This is a genomic window from Saccharopolyspora hattusasensis, assembly GCF_050972075.1.
Taxonomy (GTDB): domain Bacteria; phylum Actinomycetota; class Actinomycetes; order Mycobacteriales; family Pseudonocardiaceae; genus Saccharopolyspora; species Saccharopolyspora hattusasensis.
In genome coordinates this window covers 4,956,549-4,975,609 of record NZ_JBPCDC010000001.1, presented here as the reverse complement: position 1 = coordinate 4,975,609, position 19,061 = coordinate 4,956,549, and the positions used below count along the sequence as shown (strand labels likewise).

Genomic DNA, 19,061 nt, shown 5'->3' with positions numbered 1-19,061 from the left:
TGGAAAGGTCCCCGGGCAAGGGGTGGTTTCAGGGGTGTCAGCTGGTCGCGGTTCGCCGCCGGTCGACCAGCTTCGCGGTGCGGTCGGTGATCAGCTGCATCGCGAAGGCCAGCACGCCGAGCACGACCACGGATCCCCACAGGATCCGGTCGTCGTAGCCCTGGTAGCCGTCCTGGATCGCGGTCGTGCCCAGCCCGCCGCCGCCGATCGCGCCGGCCATCGCGGCGTAGCCGATCAGCGCCACGGCGGTGACGCCGACCGCGCCGACCAGCGCGGCCCGCGCCTCGCCGAGCAGCACCGTCCACACGATCCGCAGCCGGCTCGATCCAGTCGTGATCGCGGCCTCGACCACGGTGAAGCTGACCTCCCGCAACGCGTTCTGCGTCAACCGCGCGAAGAACGGGACGGCGCCGATGGTCAGCGGCACGATCACCGCGGTGCTGCCGATCGACGTGCCGATTAGCAGCCGGGTGAACGACGCCAGGACCACCAGCAGCACGACGAACGGAACGGACCGCACCACGTCGACGACCGCGCCGAGCACCCGGTACAGCGCGGGTTTCGGGCTCAGGCCGACCGGCGAGGTCAGATGCAGCAGCACACCGAGCGGCAGGCCTCCCAGCACCGCCAGCAGGGTCGACACCAACACCATGTAGAGCGTGTCGATCGTCGCTTCACCAAGTATTCCAAGGACCTCCGACCAGGGGGTCACATCACTCACGCAGCAGCTCCGTCAACGCAAACCGGGGCACGTCGCACATGCGCGTCCCGCTCGACCATCCACTTCAGGGCCGCCTCGGCGCGCTCGCCGCTCAGGCCGACCTTGAACTTCGCTACCGGCGTGTCCCCCAGCCGGGTCAGCCCGCCGCCCAGGATCGCGAGGTCGACCCCGAACTGGCTGGCGGCCTCCGGCAGCAGCGCGCCGACCGCGGCGAAGCCGACCAGCACAACCTCGGCGACGACGTCGTGCCGACGGCCGCCGGCCGGCCGGAACGACTCGGCCTGGTCGGTGTCCGGCAGCAGCGTGGCGCCCACCCGGCTGCCGGGCTCGGCGACCAGGTCGATGACCTTGCCGTGCTCGACGACCCGGCCGTTCTCCAGCACCGCGACGTCGTCGGCGATCTTGCGCACCACGGCCATGTCGTGGGTGACCACCAGCACGGTGACACCCAGTTCAGCGCGGGCGCGGTCCAGCACGGTGAGCACCGAGTCGGTGGTGCCCGGGTCGAGCGCCGAGGTCGGCTCGTCGGCCAGCAGCACCGAAGGCTTGGCGGCCAGCGCACGCGCCACCGCGATCCGCTGGCGCTGCCCGCCGGAGAGCTGGTCGGGGTAGACCGAGGCCTTGTCGGTCAGGCCCACGAGATCCAGCAGCTCGCCGACGCGGGTGCGCCGCTGCGGGCCGCTGATACCGGCCGCTTCCAGCGGCAACGCGACGTTGCCCGCGGCAGTGCGCTGCCGCAGCAGCGAATCTCCTTGCGGCACAACGCCGATCTGCCGGCGCGCGGCGCGAAGGGACTTGCCGCCGAGGGAAACCAGGTCGGTGCCGTCGACGCGGATGGCGCCGCTGTCCGGCTTCTCCAGCAGCGCGATGCACCGGGCCAGGGTGGACTTGCCGGCCCCGCTCGGACCGACCACACCGCACACCGCGCCGGCCGAAACCTCCATCGTCACGCCGTCGAGGGCGCGGACGGTTCCGTTGTTGTACTGGAAAGACTTGGTCAGGTTCTCGACTGTGATCACGATCGGCTCCACATCAGCTCGCGACGGCCGCGCACGCGAAAGGGCGACAGGCCAAGGAACTTCGGAAAGGGAGGAAGGGCTGGGTCACATCTCGCGACGACAGGCGGTGGTGGTGCGGCGCCCGTGGTCGATGACGCGACGCTGCGTCAGCAGCCTCCGGATGTGGTTTCGCCGGGGTCGGACCGGCTGGGTCCGGGTCTGACCCGCAAGCGGGCTGGCCGGCAGCGCTTTGGATTCCACAACAACTCCATCGGTCCTGGCGTTAGCACCTGCCCACCGGGTGGTTGCTGCGGCTTCGCGGAGCCAGGTCTCTCGGCCGCTCGGGATGGATTTCCCGAATAGTAGACCCCACTGGCGGATTCCAGCGCAAGTTGATAGTCGTCACTTTCCGAAATCGTTTGCCAAATCACACACCCGGACGAGAGGGAATTTTCCCGGCACACCAGGTGTTATCGGTGACTCCGCGTAGCGGGCCGATCTCGGGATGGCAAGCGTCCGGACGGGTGGTTCAGCGACCGCTCTCGGTAGCCGCGGCCGCTGCGATGCGCGCGAAATCGCCGATCTCCAACTGCTCGCCGCGGACGGCCGGATCCACCCCAGCGGCGCGGAGAACCTCCTCCGCCCGGGCCGCGGACCCGGCCCAGCCGGACAGCGCGGCGCGCAACGTCTTGCGCCGCTGGGCGAACGCCGCGTCCACCACGCGGAAGACGTCCTGGCGCGGCTCGGTCGACGGCGGCTCGATGCGCCGGAACGACACCAAGCCGGAGTCCACATTGGGCACCGGCCAGAAGACCTTGCGCGGCACCGGACCCGCGCGGCGCACGTCGGCGAACCACGCGGCCTTGGCGCTCGGCACGCCGTAGACGCGGCTGCCCGGCTTGGCGGCCATCCGGTCGGCGACCTCGGACTGCACCATGACCAGGCCGTGCGCCAGGCTCGGCAACTCGGCCAGCAGGTGCAGCACCACCGGCACGGCGACGTTGTACGGCAGGTTCGCGACGAGCGCGGTCGGCGGCGCCGGGAAGTCGTCGGCGCGGACCCGCAGTGCGTCGCCCTCGATCACGGTGAGGCGATCGGCCAGCGCCGGGGCGAACTCGGCGGCGGTGCGCGGCAGCCGCGCCGCGAGCACCGGATCGATCTCGACCGCCGTCACGGCGCCCGCAGCGGGCAGCAGCGCGAGCGTCAGCGAGCCCAGGCCGGGGCCGACCTCCAGCACGACGTCGTCGGCGGAGACCGACGCGCCGGCCACGATCCGGCGCACGGTGTTCGGGTCGTGCACGAAGTTCTGGCCGAGCTTCTTCGTCGGTCGGATGTCGAGTTCCCCGGCCAGCCGGCGCACGTCGGCCGGGCCGAGCAGCGTCGCCTGCTGGTCGTCCACACCGAAAAACTACCCGCGCCCCAACTCACCACCCCGACCAGGTGACGAGGGAGGGGCACCCGTGGCGTCCACGGGTGCCCCTCACCTGACGAAATGGGCCTGGAAATCCCGGCTAGGTCAGCTCACAGGCCGAGCTTCGAGGAGCAACCCGGCCAGGCGCCGTAGCCGCCGCCCCGGGCCGCGCGGACCTTCTCCGCCACCGCGATCTGCTGCTCGCGGCTGGCCTGGTGCGGGTACGGCGCGTACTGGTCGCCGCCGTAGGCGTCCCAGGTCGACTTGTTGAACTGCAGGCCGCCGTAGTAGCCGTTGCCGGTGTTGGCCGCCCAGTTCCCGGTGGCCTCGCACTGCGCCAGCTTGTCCCAGACCCCGTAGGTCGGGGGCTGCTTGCCGCCGACCCGCACGACCTTGGGCTGGGCTTCCTTGGTGATCTTCTCGCCGACGGCTTCCCGCCCGGTCTCCTCGCCGTTGCGGGTGGTGACCCGGGTGAACACGATCTTCTCGCCGGGCGTGCCGGGGAACTCGACCCGCTCCTCGCCCTTGAACATCGTGTTGTCGACGACCTCCTGCACCGGGGGCGGGACCGGCACGGTCATGTTGATCACCGTGCTGCCCGTGCGGTCGATGCGCACCTCGGCACCGCTGACGAGCCGCTGGTCGCCGCCGGGGGTGATCGCGTCCTCGGGGCCGAGTTCGAGCTGCTGCTCCCGGACCAGCTCGTCGATGTCGACGGCAGTGGTGGTCAGCTGCCGCGGCTCGTTCGCCCCGTCGATGATGGTGATGTTCTTGCTGGTCTTGACGACCAGGTCCATACCCTGCTCGGGCACGGCCATGGTGCGGTCGGCGGAGACCCACGCGCCATCGGCCTGAACGCCTAGCTGGTGCAGCGCCTGGTCCACCGTGACCGAGCGGACCCATTCCTCGCGCTGCTCGCCATCGACGGTCAGCTTCAGCAGCCGTCCGCGGTCGAGGGTGATGGTGTCGCCGTGGCTGACCTTGGCCTGCGGGGAGGGGCTGAGCGCGTCGTGCTGGCCGACGGTGATGCCCTCGTCCTCCAGGACTTCACCGACGGTGCCCTCGTAGGTGCTGATGGTGCGCTCGTGCCCGTCGATCTCGACGGTCACCGACTTGTCCATCGCGGCAGCCGCGCCGCCGGTGCCGGTGAGGGTGAGCAGCACGCCGGCCACCGTGCCCTTGAGGAAGCGCCGCTTCCAGGTGGTGATCGCTTCGACGACTTCCTGCGGCGGGGCGTCGCTCTCCTCGCCCTCCGGCAGCGCGTCCGGGATGACCAGCGGCGGCAAGACGATGGTCTCGGCGCTGATCAGCCGGATGACCTCGTCGACGTCGATCTCGGCGGTCGCGAGCATGTCCTCGGCGTCCGGGCCGAGCACCTCGTAGATGTCCGCCGGCGTGATCTCGAGCGCGCCCGGCGGGAAGCTCGGGTGGTCCTCGGCCGGGTAGCGCTGCGGCTCCGGGCGGTCCAGGAGTCCGACAGCGGTGTGCTGGTCGGCCTGAACCGGGGTGAACCAGTCCGTCGCAGGTTCGAAGGATTCGGCCCAGTAGCCGTCGTCCGACCGATGGGCATGGCCGGGATAGCTGGGCTCGCCGCGTCCGTTCACAGGGTCGTTACCTCCCGAAGGCGGAAGTCGCGCTCGCACGGTGCGGAACGGGGGCGGCGTCGGGCGAGACCCATGTCGTCGCTCAACTCCCTCGGTCCTTGCGGGCACACAACCTTCGTGCTTCGTGTCTGTATCCGACTCCCGTAGCCAAGCGCCGCCCTCGCCGACCGCGAGCACCGCTGCCCGTGGCCCGCTTCCCCGACGTACACCGGCGAGACTAACGGGTGTTCCCCATGACTGGTTGTCATCGGTTACGAGGCCGAGACTCTAGCGTGATCAATGGCGGGAGCCAAGAACCCCGATCACGCATGTGATCTGCGTTACGACGCCTTGCCGCGCAACCGAGCACGATCAGTAAGCGAAATCGCCCCACTTTGACCCATTCGGGGGTACCGCCGACGGTCCGTTTACTGAGCCACCGCGCGCCCTGGTGACATATCACACGTCCCCGACACCAGCGGTTTCCATGATCGGCTCGGGCCGGAACATGAGTCCGGCCCGAGCACGCAACGCGCCCGGGCCGGTCCCACCCTCCCCTCGCCCGTGGGGTCGGGCCCCCGGGTCGAGTTGATCACCTCACCTCGGCAAGCCCAACTTCCGCGCGCACGCGGGCCAGGCGCCGAATCCGCCGCGGGTGCTGCGCAGCGCTTCCGCGACGACGATCTGCTGCTCCCGCGAGGCCCGGTGCGGGTACCGGTTGTACTTCTCGCCGCCGTGGGCCGCCCACGTTCGGCGGTTGAACTGCAGGCCGCCGAAGTAGCCGTTGCCGGTGTTGGCGGCCCAGTTCCCGCCCGACTCGCACCTCGCCAGCCGGTCCCAAACGCCCGCTCGTGCGGCTGGCGGCACACCTGGAGACGCCACCACCATCGGCGCGCCACCGCAGACCACGACGCTCGCCACTACCGTCGCCTTCGCGAACAAACCGAACTTCATCGCAATCCTGACTGCCGTGCCTCCGGGCAGGAGGACCTCCGTCCAGCGGGCGAAGTTTCGGGGTTGTCCCCATCCCGGCTTCCAAAGTGGACGGTAGGGACGGCGTCGCGGACCGCAAGCGGGCGCGGCTCAGCACCCGATATCAAAAGACAGCGAGTGAGAACCGGCGGGGCGGGATTACGCCTGATCGAGTCGGAAGACTCGCTCGGCAGTGGCCGTTGTCGCTACGACCAGTTCTTCGAGCGTCATGCCACGGAGTTCGGCGAGATCCCGGAGGACGTAATTGACGCAGTACGGCTCGTTCGGGCGCCCGCGGAACGGGTGCGGGGTCAGGAACGGCGCGTCGGTCTCCACCACGAACTGCTCCAGCGGCACCAGCTGCGCGGCCTCCCGGAGCGCCTTGGCGTTGCGGAAGGTCGCCGTCCCGGCGAAGGACAGCACGTAGCCGGCGTCCACGCAGGCCCGGGCGAACTCCGCGTCCCCGGAGAAGCAGTGGAAGACCACCGTTTCCGGGGCGCCCTCCGCGGCCAGGATCCGCAGAATGTCCTGGTGCGCCTCGCGGTCGTGGATCATCAGCGGCTTGCCGGCGCGCTTGGCCAGGTCGATGTGCCAGCGGAAGGCCTCCTGCTGCGGCTCCGGCGGCGAGTAGTCCCAGTAGTAGTCGAGCCCGGTCTCACCGACCGCTACGACCCTCGGGTGCTCGACAAGCTGCTCCAGGACCTCACGATCGGCGTCGTCGAAGTCCTTGGTCCGGGTGGGGTGCAGCGCCACCGCGGCGAACACCCGGTCGTCCCAAGTGGACGCCTCGACGGCCCACTGCGCGGAGGTGATGTCGTCGGCGACGGTCACCACCCGGCCGACCCCGGCGGCCTGCGCGCGATCGACGATCGCGCGCACCTCGTCGGGCGTCTTCGCACCGCACGCGTCGAGGTGGGTGTGCGCGTCGACCGCCGAGGCGGGCAGCGCCTCCGGCACCGGCGGCAACTCCCGCTTCTTGTCACGCTTGCTCATCGCACCTCCCACGTGCATGCGCAATTTCCATTGAAATCAGGGCTTCGATTTCAATGGAAATCGGGGCTTCGATTTCCATTGAAATTGCAACCCACCTCGGTCGGTCAGCTTTCGATCGGGGCCCACTCGGGGCCGGTCTCGCCGAGCTTCGGGTCCAGCTTGGCGAACAGCGGCGTCGGCTTCTGCAGCGGCCGCCCGGCCTCGATCTCGGTGGACCGCCACGACGCCTGCTCGGTGGCGTAGTCGCCCATCAGCACCGGGTACTCGATGCTCGCGTCGTCCAGGTCGGTGACCTCGCGGATCTCCGGCTGCGCCGACCAGACCCCGGAGCCGCCGAGCAGCTCGTGCACCTTCTGCGCCGAGTGCGGCAGGAAGGGTGTGAGCAGCGTGTTCGCGTCGGAAACTACCTGCAGCGCCGTGTGCAGCACGGCGTCCCGGCGGTCCGGGTCCTCCTTGAGCTTCCACGGCTCCTGGTCGGACAGGTACTTGTTCGCCGCCGACACGACCCGCATGGCTTCCTGCGCGGCGGCCTTGAACCGGGACCGCTGCAGGTGCCCGCCGACGGTGTCGAAAGCGTTGCGGGACAACGCCTTCAGCTCCTCGTCGGCGGCCTGCGGCGCGGCCGGCGCGGGCACCGCACCGTTGTTCTTCGCGGCCATCGAGATGGACCGGTTGACCAGGTTGCCCCACTCGTTGGCCAGCTCGAAGTTGGTGCGCCGGACGAACTCGTCCCACGTGAAGTCGGTGTCCTGGTTCTCCGGCCCGGCGACCGAGATGAAGTACCGCAGGGTGTCCGGGCCGAAGTCGCGCAGGAAGTCCCGCACGTAGATCACGGTGCCGCGGGAAGTGGAGAACTTCGACCCGCTCATGGTGAGGAACTCGCTGGAGACGATCTCGTCCGGCAGGTTCAGCTCGCCGTACGGGCCGACCTCGCCACCGCGGTCGCCCTGGCCGTTGTGGCCCATCAGCAGGGTCGGCCAGATCTGGGCGTGGAAGGTGATGTTGTCCTTGCCCATGAAGTAGTAGCCCTGGGCGGCCGGGTCGGTCCACCACTGCTTCCAGGCGTCCGGGTCACCGGTCCGGCGGGCCCACTCGACGCTGGCCGACAGGTAGCCGATCACCGCGTCGAACCAGACGTAGAACCGCTTCATCGGCTGGTCGCGCCAGCCGTCCAGCGGGATCGGCACACCCCAGTCGAGGTCCCGGCTGATCGCCCGTGGCCGCATGTCCTCGACCAGGTTCTGGGCGAACTTCAGGACGTTGGGCCGCCAGCCGGTGCGGGTGGACAGCCACTTGCCCAGCGACTCGGTGAACGCCGGCAGGTCCAGGAACAGGTGCTCGGTCTCGACGAACTCCGGCTTCTCGCCGTTGATCCGGGACACCGGGTTGATCAGGTCGGCCGGGTCGAGCTGGTTGCCGCAGTTGTCGCACTGGTCGCCGCGCGCGCCGTCGTAACCGCAGATCGGGCAGGTGCCCTCGATGTAGCGGTCGGGCAGCGTGCGGCCGGTGGACGGGCTGATCGCGCCGGTGGTGGTCTTCGGCACGATGTAGCCGTTGCGGTGCAGCGCCAGGAAGATCTGCTGGACGACCTGGTAGTGGTTGCCGGTGGTGGTGCGGGTGAACAGGTCGTAGGACAAGCCGAGGCCTTGCAGGTCCTCGGCGATCACCCGGTTGTACTTGTCGGCGAGCTGGCGGGTGGTCAGGCCCTCCTTCTCGGCCTGGACCGAGATCGGGGTGCCATGCTCGTCGGTACCGGACACCATGAGCACCCGGTTGCCCGCCATTCGCTGGTAGCGCGAGAAGACGTCCGAGGGCACACCGAAACCGGAAACGTGGCCGATGTGCCGCGGGCCGTTCGCATAGGGCCAGGCCACAGCGGTCAACACAGAGGCACTCATAGTGGTTAGCCTACGGTTCCGGAGGACCTGATCTCGAACGGGTTCTGGTTAGTGGAGCGTCGTGTGGCGCGCCCAGAATGATCTGTGAGTGTTTTTGGGCGCTGCGGCACCCAAAAACGCTCACGGACGTATCACGCCAAATCACCACGAAAAAAGTCAACGTTATACGGACCCCACTGGGTCAGGGTGAAGTAGATCGCCGGCCGGTCCGTGGCCCACGGATGCTGGAAGCCCCCGTAGAGCGCCGGGTAGTCGGCGCCGGACACGACGACCTCGCCGTCGGTCCACGGCCCGGTGAGAACCGGCGCGGTGCGCAGCACGATCGCCGCCCGGTGCTCGTCGAGGTGCACGGCGAACCACAGGCCGAAGTGCCGGTTGTACTGCACCGAGAGCTCGGCGACCGGGCCCGGCAGCACCGGTTCGGCGGCGAACGGGTCGGCGCCCCAGCCCGCCCCGGTCCAGTACTGGTAGGCCGCCGGCTCGAGCAGGTCATCGGCGCCGACGCGGGCGAGGTGCCCCGCTCCGAACCGGCCGCTCGGGGTGCCGAGCAGGTACACGCGGCGGTCCAGGACGCCCGCGAAACCGATCATCTGGAACGGGTGCCCGCCCTGGTCGCGCCGCCGGAACCGGCTCAGCCAAGACTGCCGCCGGTTCGGCCACACCGCCGTCTCGGACTTCGTCCAGGTGGTTCCGCCGTCGTCGGAGTGCGCGAGCGCGCCGTAGTTGGTGTGCCACACGCCCGGCGTCCCCCAGTGCCGGACCGACATGTAGTGCAGGTAGTTCCGGCCACCCACCGCGATACCGGAGGTGGGAATCACGGTGTGTTCGGGCACCCCGGTCCGGTCGCCGGGCAGCACCTGCCCTGCCATGCCGTCCTCGCGCTGCAGTACCGAGTCGAACTTCAGGCCGGCGTCGAGATCGGTGTTGGTGGACCGGGCGATCACGTTGTACCGCCAGTCGGCATGCCCGGGGCCCGCGCCGTGCCCGCCCCAACCATCGCCGTAGGTGTCGCCGAACGCCGCCAGCACGCCGCCCCGGCGGTCGTCCCACATGATCCCGAGGTCGGTCGCGCGGATGCCGAACCGGCTGGCCGTGCGGTTGCAGGAGTCCTCGCCGGTGATCCTCGTGAGCCTGGTCGCAGAGAGCACGCGCACCATGCCGCCACCGTACAGAACGGCGCCCGGCGGCAGCTTTGGGCGGACGGCTCTGATCAGGAGGAACAGCTACCCAGGGCGGGGGCGCGCGTGATGGGCCGTGTCCCCGGCAACGCGGATGCCGGTCCGGAGCAGGCGTTGGGTTGGGCGTGGTCATACTGTCGGCGTGCCGGTCTTCACCCGACCGATTGACGGCGACGCGAGCGCGGCCCAGGTGCTGCGCCGCCTCGCGGCTCGCGCGCGTCGCCGCGGGCTACCGCCGCCGGCGGCGCTGACCGGCGACTGGTTCGGCGGCTCCGCCGTCCTCGCCCCATCCGTGCAGATCGCCGCGACCCCGCCAGAGCTGGCCTTCACCACCCCGGACCTGCCAGGCCCCTCCGGCGACGCGAGCAGCTCGGGCCCGCCAAACGGCCCTGGCCAGGCGGAGCCGGGGGCGGTCGGCGGCGGGTGGATCGGCTACCTCGGCTACGGCCTCACCGACCCCGGGCAGCACACCCGCCCCCGACGCCTGCCGCCGGCCGCGTGGGGCTGGGCCGATCACGTGCTCCGCCTCGACTCCGACGGGCAGTGGTGGTTCGAGGCGCTTCGCGCCGCAGAACCGGACCTGGTCGCGGAACTCGCCGAGGTGGTCGCCGCAGGCGATCCGCCGCCGGCGACCTGGGAGGCGGGTCCGGTCGGCAGACCGGACGCCGACCAGCACGGCAAAGCCGTGCGCGGCTGCGTGGAGGAGATCGCCGCAGGCGAGATCTTCCAGGCCAACATCTGCAGCCGGTTCGAGGTGCCGTTCCGGGGCGATCCGCTGGAGGTTTTCGCCGCCGGTAGTGCGCGGTTGCGGCCCGCGCGGGCCGCTTACGTCGCCGGATCGTGGGGCGCGATCGCGTCGTTGTCGCCGGAGTTGTTCCTGGCCCGGCACGGTCCGGTGGTGCGCTCTAGCCCGATCAAGGGCACGTTGCCGCGCCGGGGGCCGCACGAGGACGGCAATGCCGAGCTGCTGCGGTCGTCCACCAAGGACATCGCGGAGAACGTGATGATCGTGGACATGGCGCGCAACGATCTCGGGCGGGTCGCCGAGGTCGGCCGGGTGACGGTGCCCCGGCTGCTGGACGTGCAGCCGCACCCCGGCGTGTGGCACCTGGTGTCGGACGTGCGGGCGGAGATCCCCGCCGGCCTGCCGCACTCGGCGCTGTTGTCGGCGACGTTCCCACCCGCCTCGGTGACCGGTGCGCCGAAGGTGCGGGCGCTGGAGCTGATCGCGGAGCTGGAGTCGCAGCCGCGCGACGCGTACTGCGGCGCGGTCGGCATGGTCTCGCCCGTCGCGGGCATGGAGCTCAACGTGGCCATCCGCACCTTGGAGTACGCCGACGGCGTGCTGCACCTGGGTGTCGGCGGCGGGATCACCGCGGATTCCGACCCGGACCGGGAGTGGCAGGAAGTGCTCACCAAGGCCGCCCCCGTGCTGTCGCTGCTCGAATAGATCCCCGCTGGTGAGTCTTCTGGGCTGCTATCGCTGAAGCCCTCGGGCTCGATCATGTTGACCTGCCAATGCAGGCCCAGCACGGCAACCACGCGTCTCGCGATCTTGCCCCAGAACCCGCGCGGACCGCTACCTCCGGGCGGCGAGCACCGCGTCGTACAACTCCTTCTTCCGCACGCCCGCGAGCTCCGCGACCTCCGCTACCGCGTCCTTCAACCGCACGCCTTCGGCGGCGCGCTCCTCGACCTGCGGCACCAGCTCCGCCGGATCGGCGGCTGCCGCCGGCTCGGCTCCGCCGAGCACCACGGTGATCTCGCCGCGCACGCCTTCGGCGGCCCAGGCGGCGAGCTCCGCGAGGCTGCCGCGGCGGATCTCCTCGTAGGTCTTGGTCAGCTCGCGGCATACCGCCGCCCGCCGTTCACCGCCGAGCACCGAGACGGCGTCAGCCAGGGTGTCGGCGAGCCGGTGCGGTGCTTCGAAGAGCACGCAGGTGCGTTCCTCGGCGACCAGACGGCCGAACCAGCGGCGCCGCTCCCCCTGCTTGCGGGGCGGGAAGCCTTCGAAGCAGAACCGGTCCGAGGGCAGCCCGGACACCGCGAGCGCGGTGGTCACCGCGGACGGCCCGGGCAGGCAGGTCACCGGGAGTTGTTCGGCGGCGCAGGCCGACACGAGCCGGTATCCGGGGTCGGACACGCTCGGCATCCCGGCGTCGGTGACCAGCAGGACGGTGCGGCCCTCGCGCAGCGCGTCCAGCAGCATCGGCGTCCGCGACGATTCGACCGCCTCGTAGTAGCTGACCACCTTGCCGCCGGGGGTGACGCCCAGCGCGCTGGCGAGTGCGCGCACCCGCCTGGTGTCTTCGGCGGCGATGACGTCTGCCGAGCCGAGCGCGTCGACGAGGCGCGCCGAGGCGTCGCGGGCGTCGCCGAGCGGGGTGGCGGCGAGCAGGAGCGTGCCGGTGTCCATAACCGCACAGCGTATTTCCGTAGGCCGTCGAGGTGTGGGCCACCCGGGGCGGCGGGCCACCCGCTTCGCGGCTGGTCTCCTACGATCGGGGGCTGTGAGCGTCCTCGTCCCCAATCCCGGTGGCCGCAGCGCCGACGAACTCGTCAACGTCGGCCGCAGGCCTCCGGCCCGGCAACCGGGCGAGAGCGATCCGCGTCCGCTGCTCGACGTGACGATGCCCACCGACCGGCTGCGCGGCTGGCTGGTCACGATCGCGATCACGATCGTCTCAGGTCTCGTGCGGCTTTGGGATCTCGGGCATGCCACCAACGAGGGCACCCCGGTCTTCGACGAGAAGCACTACGTGCCGCAGGCGTGGCAGATGCTGCGCAACGGCGGCTACGAGGACAACCCCGGGTACGAACTGGTCGCACACCCGCCAGTGGGCAAGCAGCTGATCGCGGCCGGCGAGTGGCTGTTGGGCTACAACCCGTGGGGCTGGCGGATCATGGCCGCGCTGTCCGGCACGCTGATGGTGTTGCTCATCGTCCGGATCGCCCGCCGGATGACCAGGTCCACGCTGCTGGGCGCGATCGCCGGCGTGCTGCTGATCTGCGACGGGCTCAGCCACGTGCAGTCCCGGGTCGGGATGCTCGACATCTTCCAGGCGATGTTCCTGCTCGCCGCGTTCGGCTGCCTGCTGGTCGACCGTGACCAGGTGCGCAGCCGGATGTGGCAGGTCTGCGTCGACGGCCGGTTGGACGCGAGCAAGTGGGGTCCGCGGCTGGGGTTCCGCTGGTGGCGCTTCGGCGCCGGGCTGATGCTCGGGCTGGCCTGCGGCGTGAAGTGGAACGGCATCTACTACATCATGGCGTTCGGCCTGCTCAGCGTGATCTGGGATGCGCTGGCGCGACGCGCGGCGGGGGTCCGGTACCCGTGGCGGGCCGCGCTGGTGCGCGACACCGCGCCGGCGTTGTGGTCCCTGGTGTCGATCCCGCTGCTGGTCTACTTCGCGACGTGGGCGGGCTGGTTCGCCAGCGAGACGGCGACGGATCGGCACGCGACGCTGGTCTCCGAGGACGTGGGCTTCGGGTTCCTGCCCGACCCGCTGCGCTCGCTGCTGTACTACCAGCTCAACGTGCTGGACTTCCACACCCACCTGGTCACGCCGAAGAACCCGCACCCGTGGGAGTCGAAGCCGTGGGCGTGGCCGATGGGCATGCGCCCGATGCTCTACTACTACGAGTCCGTGGTGACTGGCTGCGGCCGGGCGAGCTGCGTCGAGGCGACGATGCTGATCGGCACCCCGGCGATGTGGTGGCTGGCGCTGCCCGTCGCGGGCTGGGCCGTGTGGCGGGCGACCAGCAGGATGGACTGGCGCTACGCGGCGGTCCTGGTCGGCTACGGCGCGGGCTACCTGCCGTGGTTCACCAACCTGGACCGGCAGATGTACTACTTCTATGCGACGCCGCTGGCGCCGTTCCTGGTGCTGGGGATCGTGCTGGTGCTGGGAGAGGTCCTCGGCACGGCGCGGGACCACTTCGAGCGGCGGCAGACGGGGCTGCTCGCGGTGGCGCTGTACGTGGGGCTCGTGGTGGCGAACTTCGTGTGGCTGTGGCCGATCCTCAACGGGGAGCCGATCACCCAAGAGCACTGGCAAGCAGAACTCTGGCTCCCCTCCTGGCGTTGAGGAAGAACAAGGCTGTGAGCGGTTTTGGGGGCTATGGCACCCAAAACCGCTCACGGGCCTTTTACTGCGGAAACTGTTCCGGTAAGAACCGGCAACACCACTCACGAGTCCTTCCCTCAGCCCAGGTCGGCCAGGGTCTTGCGGAGCGCCGCCACCGCGTCGACGATCTCCTCCGGTCGGGCCGAAAGCGGCGGGCGGCAGCGCAGCGAGTCCGGTCCCGAGGGCAGGAACAGCGTGCGGTAGCTGTCGCGGGCGACGGCCAGCGCCTGGTCGCGCTTGGCTGGGTCGTTGAAGGTGATCGCGCACATCAGGCCGCGGCCTCGCGGGTCGCGGATTACCGACGGAAATTCCGCCGTCAGGTCGCGGAGCTCACCCAGCAGCAGTTCGCCCATCTGCCGGCTGTGCTCGAACAGGCCCTCGCACTCGACGACCTCCAGGATCCTGGTCGCGCGCACCATGTCGACCAGCGAACCACCCCAGGTGGAGCTGATCCGGCTGGCCTCGCGGAAGGCGTTGTCGGCGACCTCCAGTACGCGGCGACCGCCCATCACACCGCACACCTGCAGCCGCTTGCCGAACGCCACCAGGTCCGGTTCCAGCCCGAGCGCCTGGTGCGCCCAGGCCCGGCCGGTCAGCGCGCCGGTCTGCACCTCGTCGGCGACGGTGAGCACGTCGTTGTCCCGGCAGAGCCCCTGCACGGCCTGCAGGAACTGCGGCCTCAGGTGCCGGTCGCCGCCCTCGCCCTGGATCGGCTCGTACACGAAACAGGCGATCTCCGCGCCGTACCGGCGCATCGCCGCGCGGGCGGCGTCGAGCGCGACGGTCTCCTCCGGCAGCAGCTTGGCGCTGTCCCACCGCTCGCCCGGTTCGATCGCGGGGCTGGGGATGCGCGGCCAGTCGAACATCGGGTAGTCGCGGATCTTCGCCGGATCGGTGTTGGTCAGCGAGAGCGTGTAGCCGCTGCGGCCGTGGAAGGCCCGCTCCAGGTGCAGCACGCGGCTGCCGCGCACGGCGATCCCGTTGCGCGCGTTGACCTTGGTCTTCCAGTCGAACGCGACCTTCAACGCGTTCTCCACCGCGAGGGTGCCGCCGTCGATGAAGAACAGCAGCGGCAGCTCGGGCACGCCGACCACGCGCCGGAAGGTCTCGGCGAAGTGGGCCTGCTCGGTGGTCGCGAAGTCCGGGTTGGACGGCTTGACCCGCCCGGCGCGCACCAGCGCCGCCTCGAACTCGGCGGTGCGCAGGCCGGGGTGGCCGTGCCCGAGCGGCGCCGAGCTGAAGAACATCGTCATGTCCAGGTACTCGGTGCCGTCCCGGGCGTCGCGGAGCCGGCATCCGTCGCCGGCGTCAAGGTCCACGACGATGTCCAGCAGATCACCGGTGACGTGGGCTTTCAGCGCCGCGACGGCGTCGGTAGCCGCCTCGCGCGGGCTTGGAACGTCGGTCGGTACCACTTCGCGAACGGTCTCGTGCTGAGCGGTCATGTTCGGCCTCCCGGCGCCGCGTGGTGCGGTGTCGCGCATCACTTGTCAATAAGAATTACATCAGGAATCCGCGAATAAGCAACATCTTTCCGTCAAAACCGCGTAGAAACAAAAGATTTTCTTCTCCTGCGGGCAGGGGGATGCCGCGAGAACCGCAGCGGGTGGATGCGTCAGGCGAATCGGGAGCCGTCGCCCTGGCCACGACGGCCAGGGTGCGGACGCATATTTCGAGACGGTGCTCACCGAGTTTCGCGCGCTCGGGGAACGGTCGGGGATTTCGTTCGCCCTTACCGAGCTGGCGAACCGAATCGCGATGCGCGGCGAGTTCGGCAGTGCGTGCGAGCGCTACGAACAGGCGATCGCGGTCGTCACCGAGGTTAGTGTCACCGACGATGTCGTGCCGATGCGGTCGCGGCAGGCCCAGTCGTATTGGTTGTTGGGCGATGAGGAGGCGAGCGCGGCCGCCATGGCCGCGGCGCAGCGGTCCGCGGAACGAGTCGCCTGGCCGAAGGCGCTGGCCGAGCTGGCGCTGGCGAAGGCGGAGCTCGCGCGCTGGAGCGGCAACACCGAGCAGGCACACCGACAACTCGATGTCGCCATAGCGATGCTGGGCGACGACGCCGAGCGGGCAAACGTCCGTGCGGTGATACAAGACCTGCAGCAGGCCACGCGACGTCGCCTCGGCGACTCGCGGTTCACCGAGGCGACGCGCGAGGGGGCGCAGGCGAGCTGGCGTGAGTTGGTCGCGGTCACGCTCGCTTCTTGAACGTGGCGGACGCCCTGCAGATACCCGACGAGCGCGATCCCGGCGCACCAGGCGAGGGCGGCGATGCTCGATCTCGCCGACCGCGCACTTCGCGCAGCGGGTTGTCGTGCCGGTTCACCACCGGCAGCTTCGGTCTCGCTGACCACGACCGGCGCCATGTGAAGCTGCCCCGCATCGGGGTGGTGCGCACCCACGAGTCCACCCGGAAACTCGCGCGGCGCGTCGACACGGGTGCCGCGCGGATCCGCTCGGCGACGGTGTCGTATCGGGCCGGACGGTGTTTTGTGTCGTTCTCGGATCCTGCTGGTTAATTCCTGATCATGCTGCGAGGGCGTGTTCGAGGCGGGTGAGATGGCTGGTGCGGGTTCGGTCGAGTGGGTGGCCGTTCCACCAGGCATCCAGGCGGATCAGGTTGAGTGCGACCGCGGAGAACACGTGTTGCAGGTGGGTTTTGGCCAGTCCGCGGTAACGGGCGTGGCGCAGGTCGGTGACCGCGATGCCTTGGCGGATGGTGCCCTCGACCCCGGCCCGCAGCGCGTATTCAGCTTGCCAGTCCTTGGTTTCCTGGTCGGCACGGGCAGCGCGTTGAGCCTCGTGGACGGCCCGCGGATGCACGGTGATCTGCCGGCGCCGGGTCCGGGAGGTGGTGCACTGCTCGCGAACCGGACAGGGCCCGCAGGTCGCGGTCGCGAAAGTGATCACGATCGTGTCGGTGCCGCGCTGGGTGGCCGGGTTCCAGGTGGAGCTGGTCTGGCCCTGCGGGCAGGTGGCCTGCTCGCGATCGAAATCGATGGTGAAGCGGGTGCGGTCGAACCCGGCGCCGGCCCGGGCCTGCGGTGAGTGGTCGGCCAGCACGGGAGTGATCAACGTGACACCGAAATCGGTCACGGAACTGACGATCAGCTCGGCCGAGGGGTAGCCGGAGTCCAGGTAGTGCTCGCCGGGCAGCAGGCCACGACGATCCAGCGCCTGGTGGATCGGTTCGGTCATGGCCACGTCCGGGACACTCGCGTCCGTGGTCGCCACGTTCGTGATCAGGTTGGGCCGTGGCACGGCGGCATCGGCCGGCTCCGGCTGGGTGCCGGGGCGCCGGCAGGTCTCGCTGAAGTGCACCTTGTAGCCGTTCCAGAAGGTGTCACGTTTGCCGCCCCAGCGGGCATCGGTGTCATACGGCGAGGTCAGGCGCCATCTCCCTGGCGGGAGACCGTCCGTGTCCGCCTCCCGCCGTGTGATCACCTCCCGTCCGTTGCCGGTGATCGTGCGGGTGTAGTTCTGCAGCAGCACCACCCGCAGCACCTCCACGGCAGGCAACTCACGCAACCAGCCAGGAGCGTTCGGGGAATACACCGCACCCAGCAGCGCATACCCGTCGGTACCGTAAGTCACCGCCAGATCCCGGCGTTTGGCCTGCGAGGTGGGCAGCCGCCAGGAATCCACCCGCGCGGCATACCGATGTCCCCACGCCGGCACATCGATCGCCCCGGCCAGCCAGTCCGGTACCGCGGCCGCGAGAGCCTCCAGCGCGGCCCGCACCGACTCACCCGCCAGCTCCAGCCGGTTGAGATCCCGCACCGCCGCCACCACGTGCGTCGAATCGGTGCGCTGCTTCCCGCCGGCGGCCACTAATCCCTTGTCCTGCAACACTTTCAGCAGCAGATCCAGCGCCCGTTCCTCCAGCCCGTGGGCGACCAGCCTGGTGCGGAACTCCGACAAGACCGACGCATCAAACCCTGGATCGTCCAGCTCCATCCCGAGCGCGTATTTCCAGTCCATGCCGAACCGGACCCGGTGGACTGCACCCCGATCGGTCAGATTCTCCGCCATCTGTAACACCGTGACCAGCGCCAACCGTCCCGGCGACCACCCAGGCTTCCCCCGCACCCCGAACGCCTCGGTGAATTCCGCATCGCTGAACAGCTCACCCAGCTCGTCACGGACCCGCATCGCCAACGGGTACTCGCTCGTGCCCGCCGCCGCCCGCGCGGCACGCACGGTCGCTTCCGGAATCCGCGGCCACGGCCGGGGCTGCATAGACACCACACACTCCATCCCACGGCCGGGAACCAGGAAAGTCGACCGCTGAAAGATCATGCACCAGCTCAACGGATCACGGCGACACCAAACCCAGCCCCTCGCCGAATTAGCCAGCAGGGTCTTCTCGGTGGAGATCACCCGCAACGATCCCGCCCCCGCCCAGCCCGGTGTGACGGTGGGTGTGGATCTCGGGATCAAGTCCCTGGCCGTGCTCTCGACCGGTGAAGTGATCGACAACCCGAAACACCTCGAAGTCGCCCTGCGTGAGTTGCGGAGGTTGCAGCGGCAAGCCTCCCGGCGCACTGGCCCAGACCACCGTAGCGGACAGAAGCCGTCGAACCGGTGGCGCAAAACCCAAGCCCGCATCGCCACGCTGCACACCACAGTCGCCAATGCGCGCCGCGATGGGCTGCATAAGCTCACCACCTGGCTGGTGCGGACCTTCGGTGCGATCGTGCTGGAAGACCTCAACGTTGCGGGCATGACCCGCAACCGCCGCCTGACGCGGCAGGTCGCGGGTGTCGGCATGGCCGAACTCCGACGCCAGGTCGAGTACAAAGCCTCCTGGGCCGGGCTGCGCGTGCACATCGCGTACCGGTGGTATCCCAGCTCTAAAACGTGCTCGGACTGTGGTGCGGTGAGAACCAAGCTGCACCTGTCCGACCGTATCTTCACCTGCCCGTCCTGCGGGATGAGCATGGATCGCGACCTCAACGCGGCCCACAACCTCGCCAACCTGGTTGACGCCACGACGTCCTCCCCGAGTTGCGGGGCGACGGAAAACGAGCCCGATGGAAACCCACACAAGACCCGCACCACGCGGGCAGCGGATATCGCCACGGGAAGACCCGCACCGAACAGCGCGGGCCAACGTCGACACCGCAAGGTGCCGACTCACGACACGCTTTCACACGTTTCGTGAACGGAAACCTGGGTAC

At 69.7% G+C, this 19,061-nt stretch carries 15 protein-coding genes, 1 pseudogene and 1 riboswitch; of the genes and pseudogenes, 5 read left to right on the top strand and 11 right to left on the bottom strand.

Annotated elements, in window-relative coordinates; genetic code table 11:
• Window positions 1-37: 37 nt before the first annotated feature.
• From ACRXBZ_RS23660 to ACRXBZ_RS23625, 8 genes are all read right to left on the bottom strand, one after another.
• On the bottom strand, window positions 38-721 hold the full coding sequence (locus ACRXBZ_RS23660; RefSeq protein ID WP_168586501.1) for a methionine ABC transporter permease: 684 nt from the start codon (window positions 719-721) through the stop codon (window positions 38-40).
• Complete coding sequence (locus tag ACRXBZ_RS23655) at window positions 718-1,740, bottom strand: methionine ABC transporter ATP-binding protein (RefSeq protein ID WP_168586500.1); 1,023 nt, start codon at window positions 1,738-1,740, stop codon at window positions 718-720. The genes ACRXBZ_RS23660 and ACRXBZ_RS23655 overlap by 4 nt, the downstream gene beginning before the upstream one ends.
• Window positions 1,741-1,984: 244 nt before the next feature.
• Window positions 1,985-2,072, bottom strand: a riboswitch (SAM riboswitch).
• A 176-nt stretch (window positions 2,073-2,248) separates the two neighbouring features.
• A complete protein-coding gene (rsmA, locus tag ACRXBZ_RS23650; RefSeq protein ID WP_433880962.1) occupies window positions 2,249-3,118 on the bottom strand; it encodes a 16S rRNA (adenine(1518)-N(6)/adenine(1519)-N(6))-dimethyltransferase RsmA in 870 nt (289 codons plus the stop codon).
• Between the two features lie 122 nt (window positions 3,119-3,240).
• Window positions 3,241-4,734 carry a resuscitation-promoting factor gene (locus ACRXBZ_RS23645; RefSeq protein WP_433880961.1) on the bottom strand — a complete coding sequence of 498 codons (1,494 nt, stop codon included), beginning with the start codon at window positions 4,732-4,734 and terminating at the stop codon, window positions 3,241-3,243.
• Between the two features lie 576 nt (window positions 4,735-5,310).
• Window positions 5,311-5,667, bottom strand: a complete 357-nt coding sequence (locus tag ACRXBZ_RS23640; RefSeq protein ID WP_433880960.1) for a transglycosylase family protein — start codon at window positions 5,665-5,667, stop codon at window positions 5,311-5,313.
• A 177-nt stretch (window positions 5,668-5,844) separates the two neighbouring features.
• Window positions 5,845-6,678 carry a TatD family hydrolase gene (locus ACRXBZ_RS23635; protein ID WP_433880959.1) on the bottom strand — a complete coding sequence of 278 codons (834 nt, stop codon included), beginning with the start codon at window positions 6,676-6,678 and terminating at the stop codon, window positions 5,845-5,847.
• 104 nt (window positions 6,679-6,782) lie between these two features.
• Window positions 6,783-8,576, bottom strand: coding sequence for a methionine--tRNA ligase (metG, locus tag ACRXBZ_RS23630; RefSeq protein WP_433880958.1), 1,794 nt, complete (start codon window positions 8,574-8,576; stop codon window positions 6,783-6,785).
• A 131-nt stretch (window positions 8,577-8,707) separates the two neighbouring features.
• Window positions 8,708-9,733: a glycoside hydrolase family 183 protein gene (locus tag ACRXBZ_RS23625; RefSeq protein ID WP_433880957.1), complete on the bottom strand. Its 1,026-nt coding sequence runs from the start codon at window positions 9,731-9,733 to the stop codon at window positions 8,708-8,710.
• A gap of 163 nt (window positions 9,734-9,896) precedes the next feature.
• Here ACRXBZ_RS23625 and ACRXBZ_RS23620 point away from each other — a divergent pair, with 163 nt between their 5' ends.
• A complete protein-coding gene (locus tag ACRXBZ_RS23620) occupies window positions 9,897-11,204 on the top strand; it encodes an aminodeoxychorismate synthase component I (RefSeq protein ID WP_433880956.1) in 1,308 nt (435 codons plus the stop codon).
• Between the two features lie 129 nt (window positions 11,205-11,333).
• Here ACRXBZ_RS23620 and rsmI read toward each other — a convergent pair whose 3' ends face one another.
• Window positions 11,334-12,170: a 16S rRNA (cytidine(1402)-2'-O)-methyltransferase gene (rsmI, locus tag ACRXBZ_RS23615; RefSeq protein ID WP_433880955.1), complete on the bottom strand. Its 837-nt coding sequence runs from the start codon at window positions 12,168-12,170 to the stop codon at window positions 11,334-11,336.
• A gap of 94 nt (window positions 12,171-12,264) precedes the next feature.
• Here rsmI and ACRXBZ_RS23610 point away from each other — a divergent pair, with 94 nt between their 5' ends.
• The gene (locus tag ACRXBZ_RS23610; protein WP_433880954.1) at window positions 12,265-13,839 is read left to right on the top strand and encodes a dolichyl-phosphate-mannose--protein mannosyltransferase; all 1,575 of its coding nucleotides are present in this window, start codon (window positions 12,265-12,267) and stop codon (window positions 13,837-13,839) included.
• Window positions 13,840-13,955: 116 nt separating this feature from the next.
• Here the strand turns inward: ACRXBZ_RS23610 and lat are convergent, their stop codons facing one another.
• Window positions 13,956-15,323: an L-lysine 6-transaminase gene (lat, locus tag ACRXBZ_RS23605; protein ID WP_433880953.1), complete on the bottom strand. Its 1,368-nt coding sequence runs from the start codon at window positions 15,321-15,323 to the stop codon at window positions 13,956-13,958.
• Between the two features lie 196 nt (window positions 15,324-15,519).
• Here lat and ACRXBZ_RS23600 point away from each other — a divergent pair.
• Window positions 15,520-16,089, top strand: a pseudogene (locus tag ACRXBZ_RS23600) (AfsR/SARP family transcriptional regulator); the annotation flags it as partial.
• Window positions 16,086-16,400, top strand: coding sequence for a hypothetical protein (locus tag ACRXBZ_RS23595; protein WP_433880952.1), 315 nt, complete (start codon window positions 16,086-16,088; stop codon window positions 16,398-16,400). The pseudogene ACRXBZ_RS23600 and the gene ACRXBZ_RS23595, both read left to right, overlap by 4 nt.
• A gap of 7 nt (window positions 16,401-16,407) precedes the next feature.
• On the opposite strand, the gene ACRXBZ_RS23590 is transcribed toward ACRXBZ_RS23595, so the two are convergent.
• Window positions 16,408-18,120 carry an IS1182 family transposase gene (locus tag ACRXBZ_RS23590; protein ID WP_433883947.1) on the bottom strand — a complete coding sequence of 571 codons (1,713 nt, stop codon included), beginning with the start codon at window positions 18,118-18,120 and terminating at the stop codon, window positions 16,408-16,410.
• Window positions 18,121-18,250: 130 nt separating this feature from the next.
• Here ACRXBZ_RS23590 and ACRXBZ_RS23585 point away from each other — a divergent pair, with 130 nt between their 5' ends.
• The gene (locus ACRXBZ_RS23585) at window positions 18,251-19,045 is read left to right on the top strand and encodes an RNA-guided endonuclease TnpB family protein (RefSeq protein ID WP_433880951.1); all 795 of its coding nucleotides are present in this window, start codon (window positions 18,251-18,253) and stop codon (window positions 19,043-19,045) included.
• Window positions 19,046-19,061: the final 16 nt, after the last annotated feature.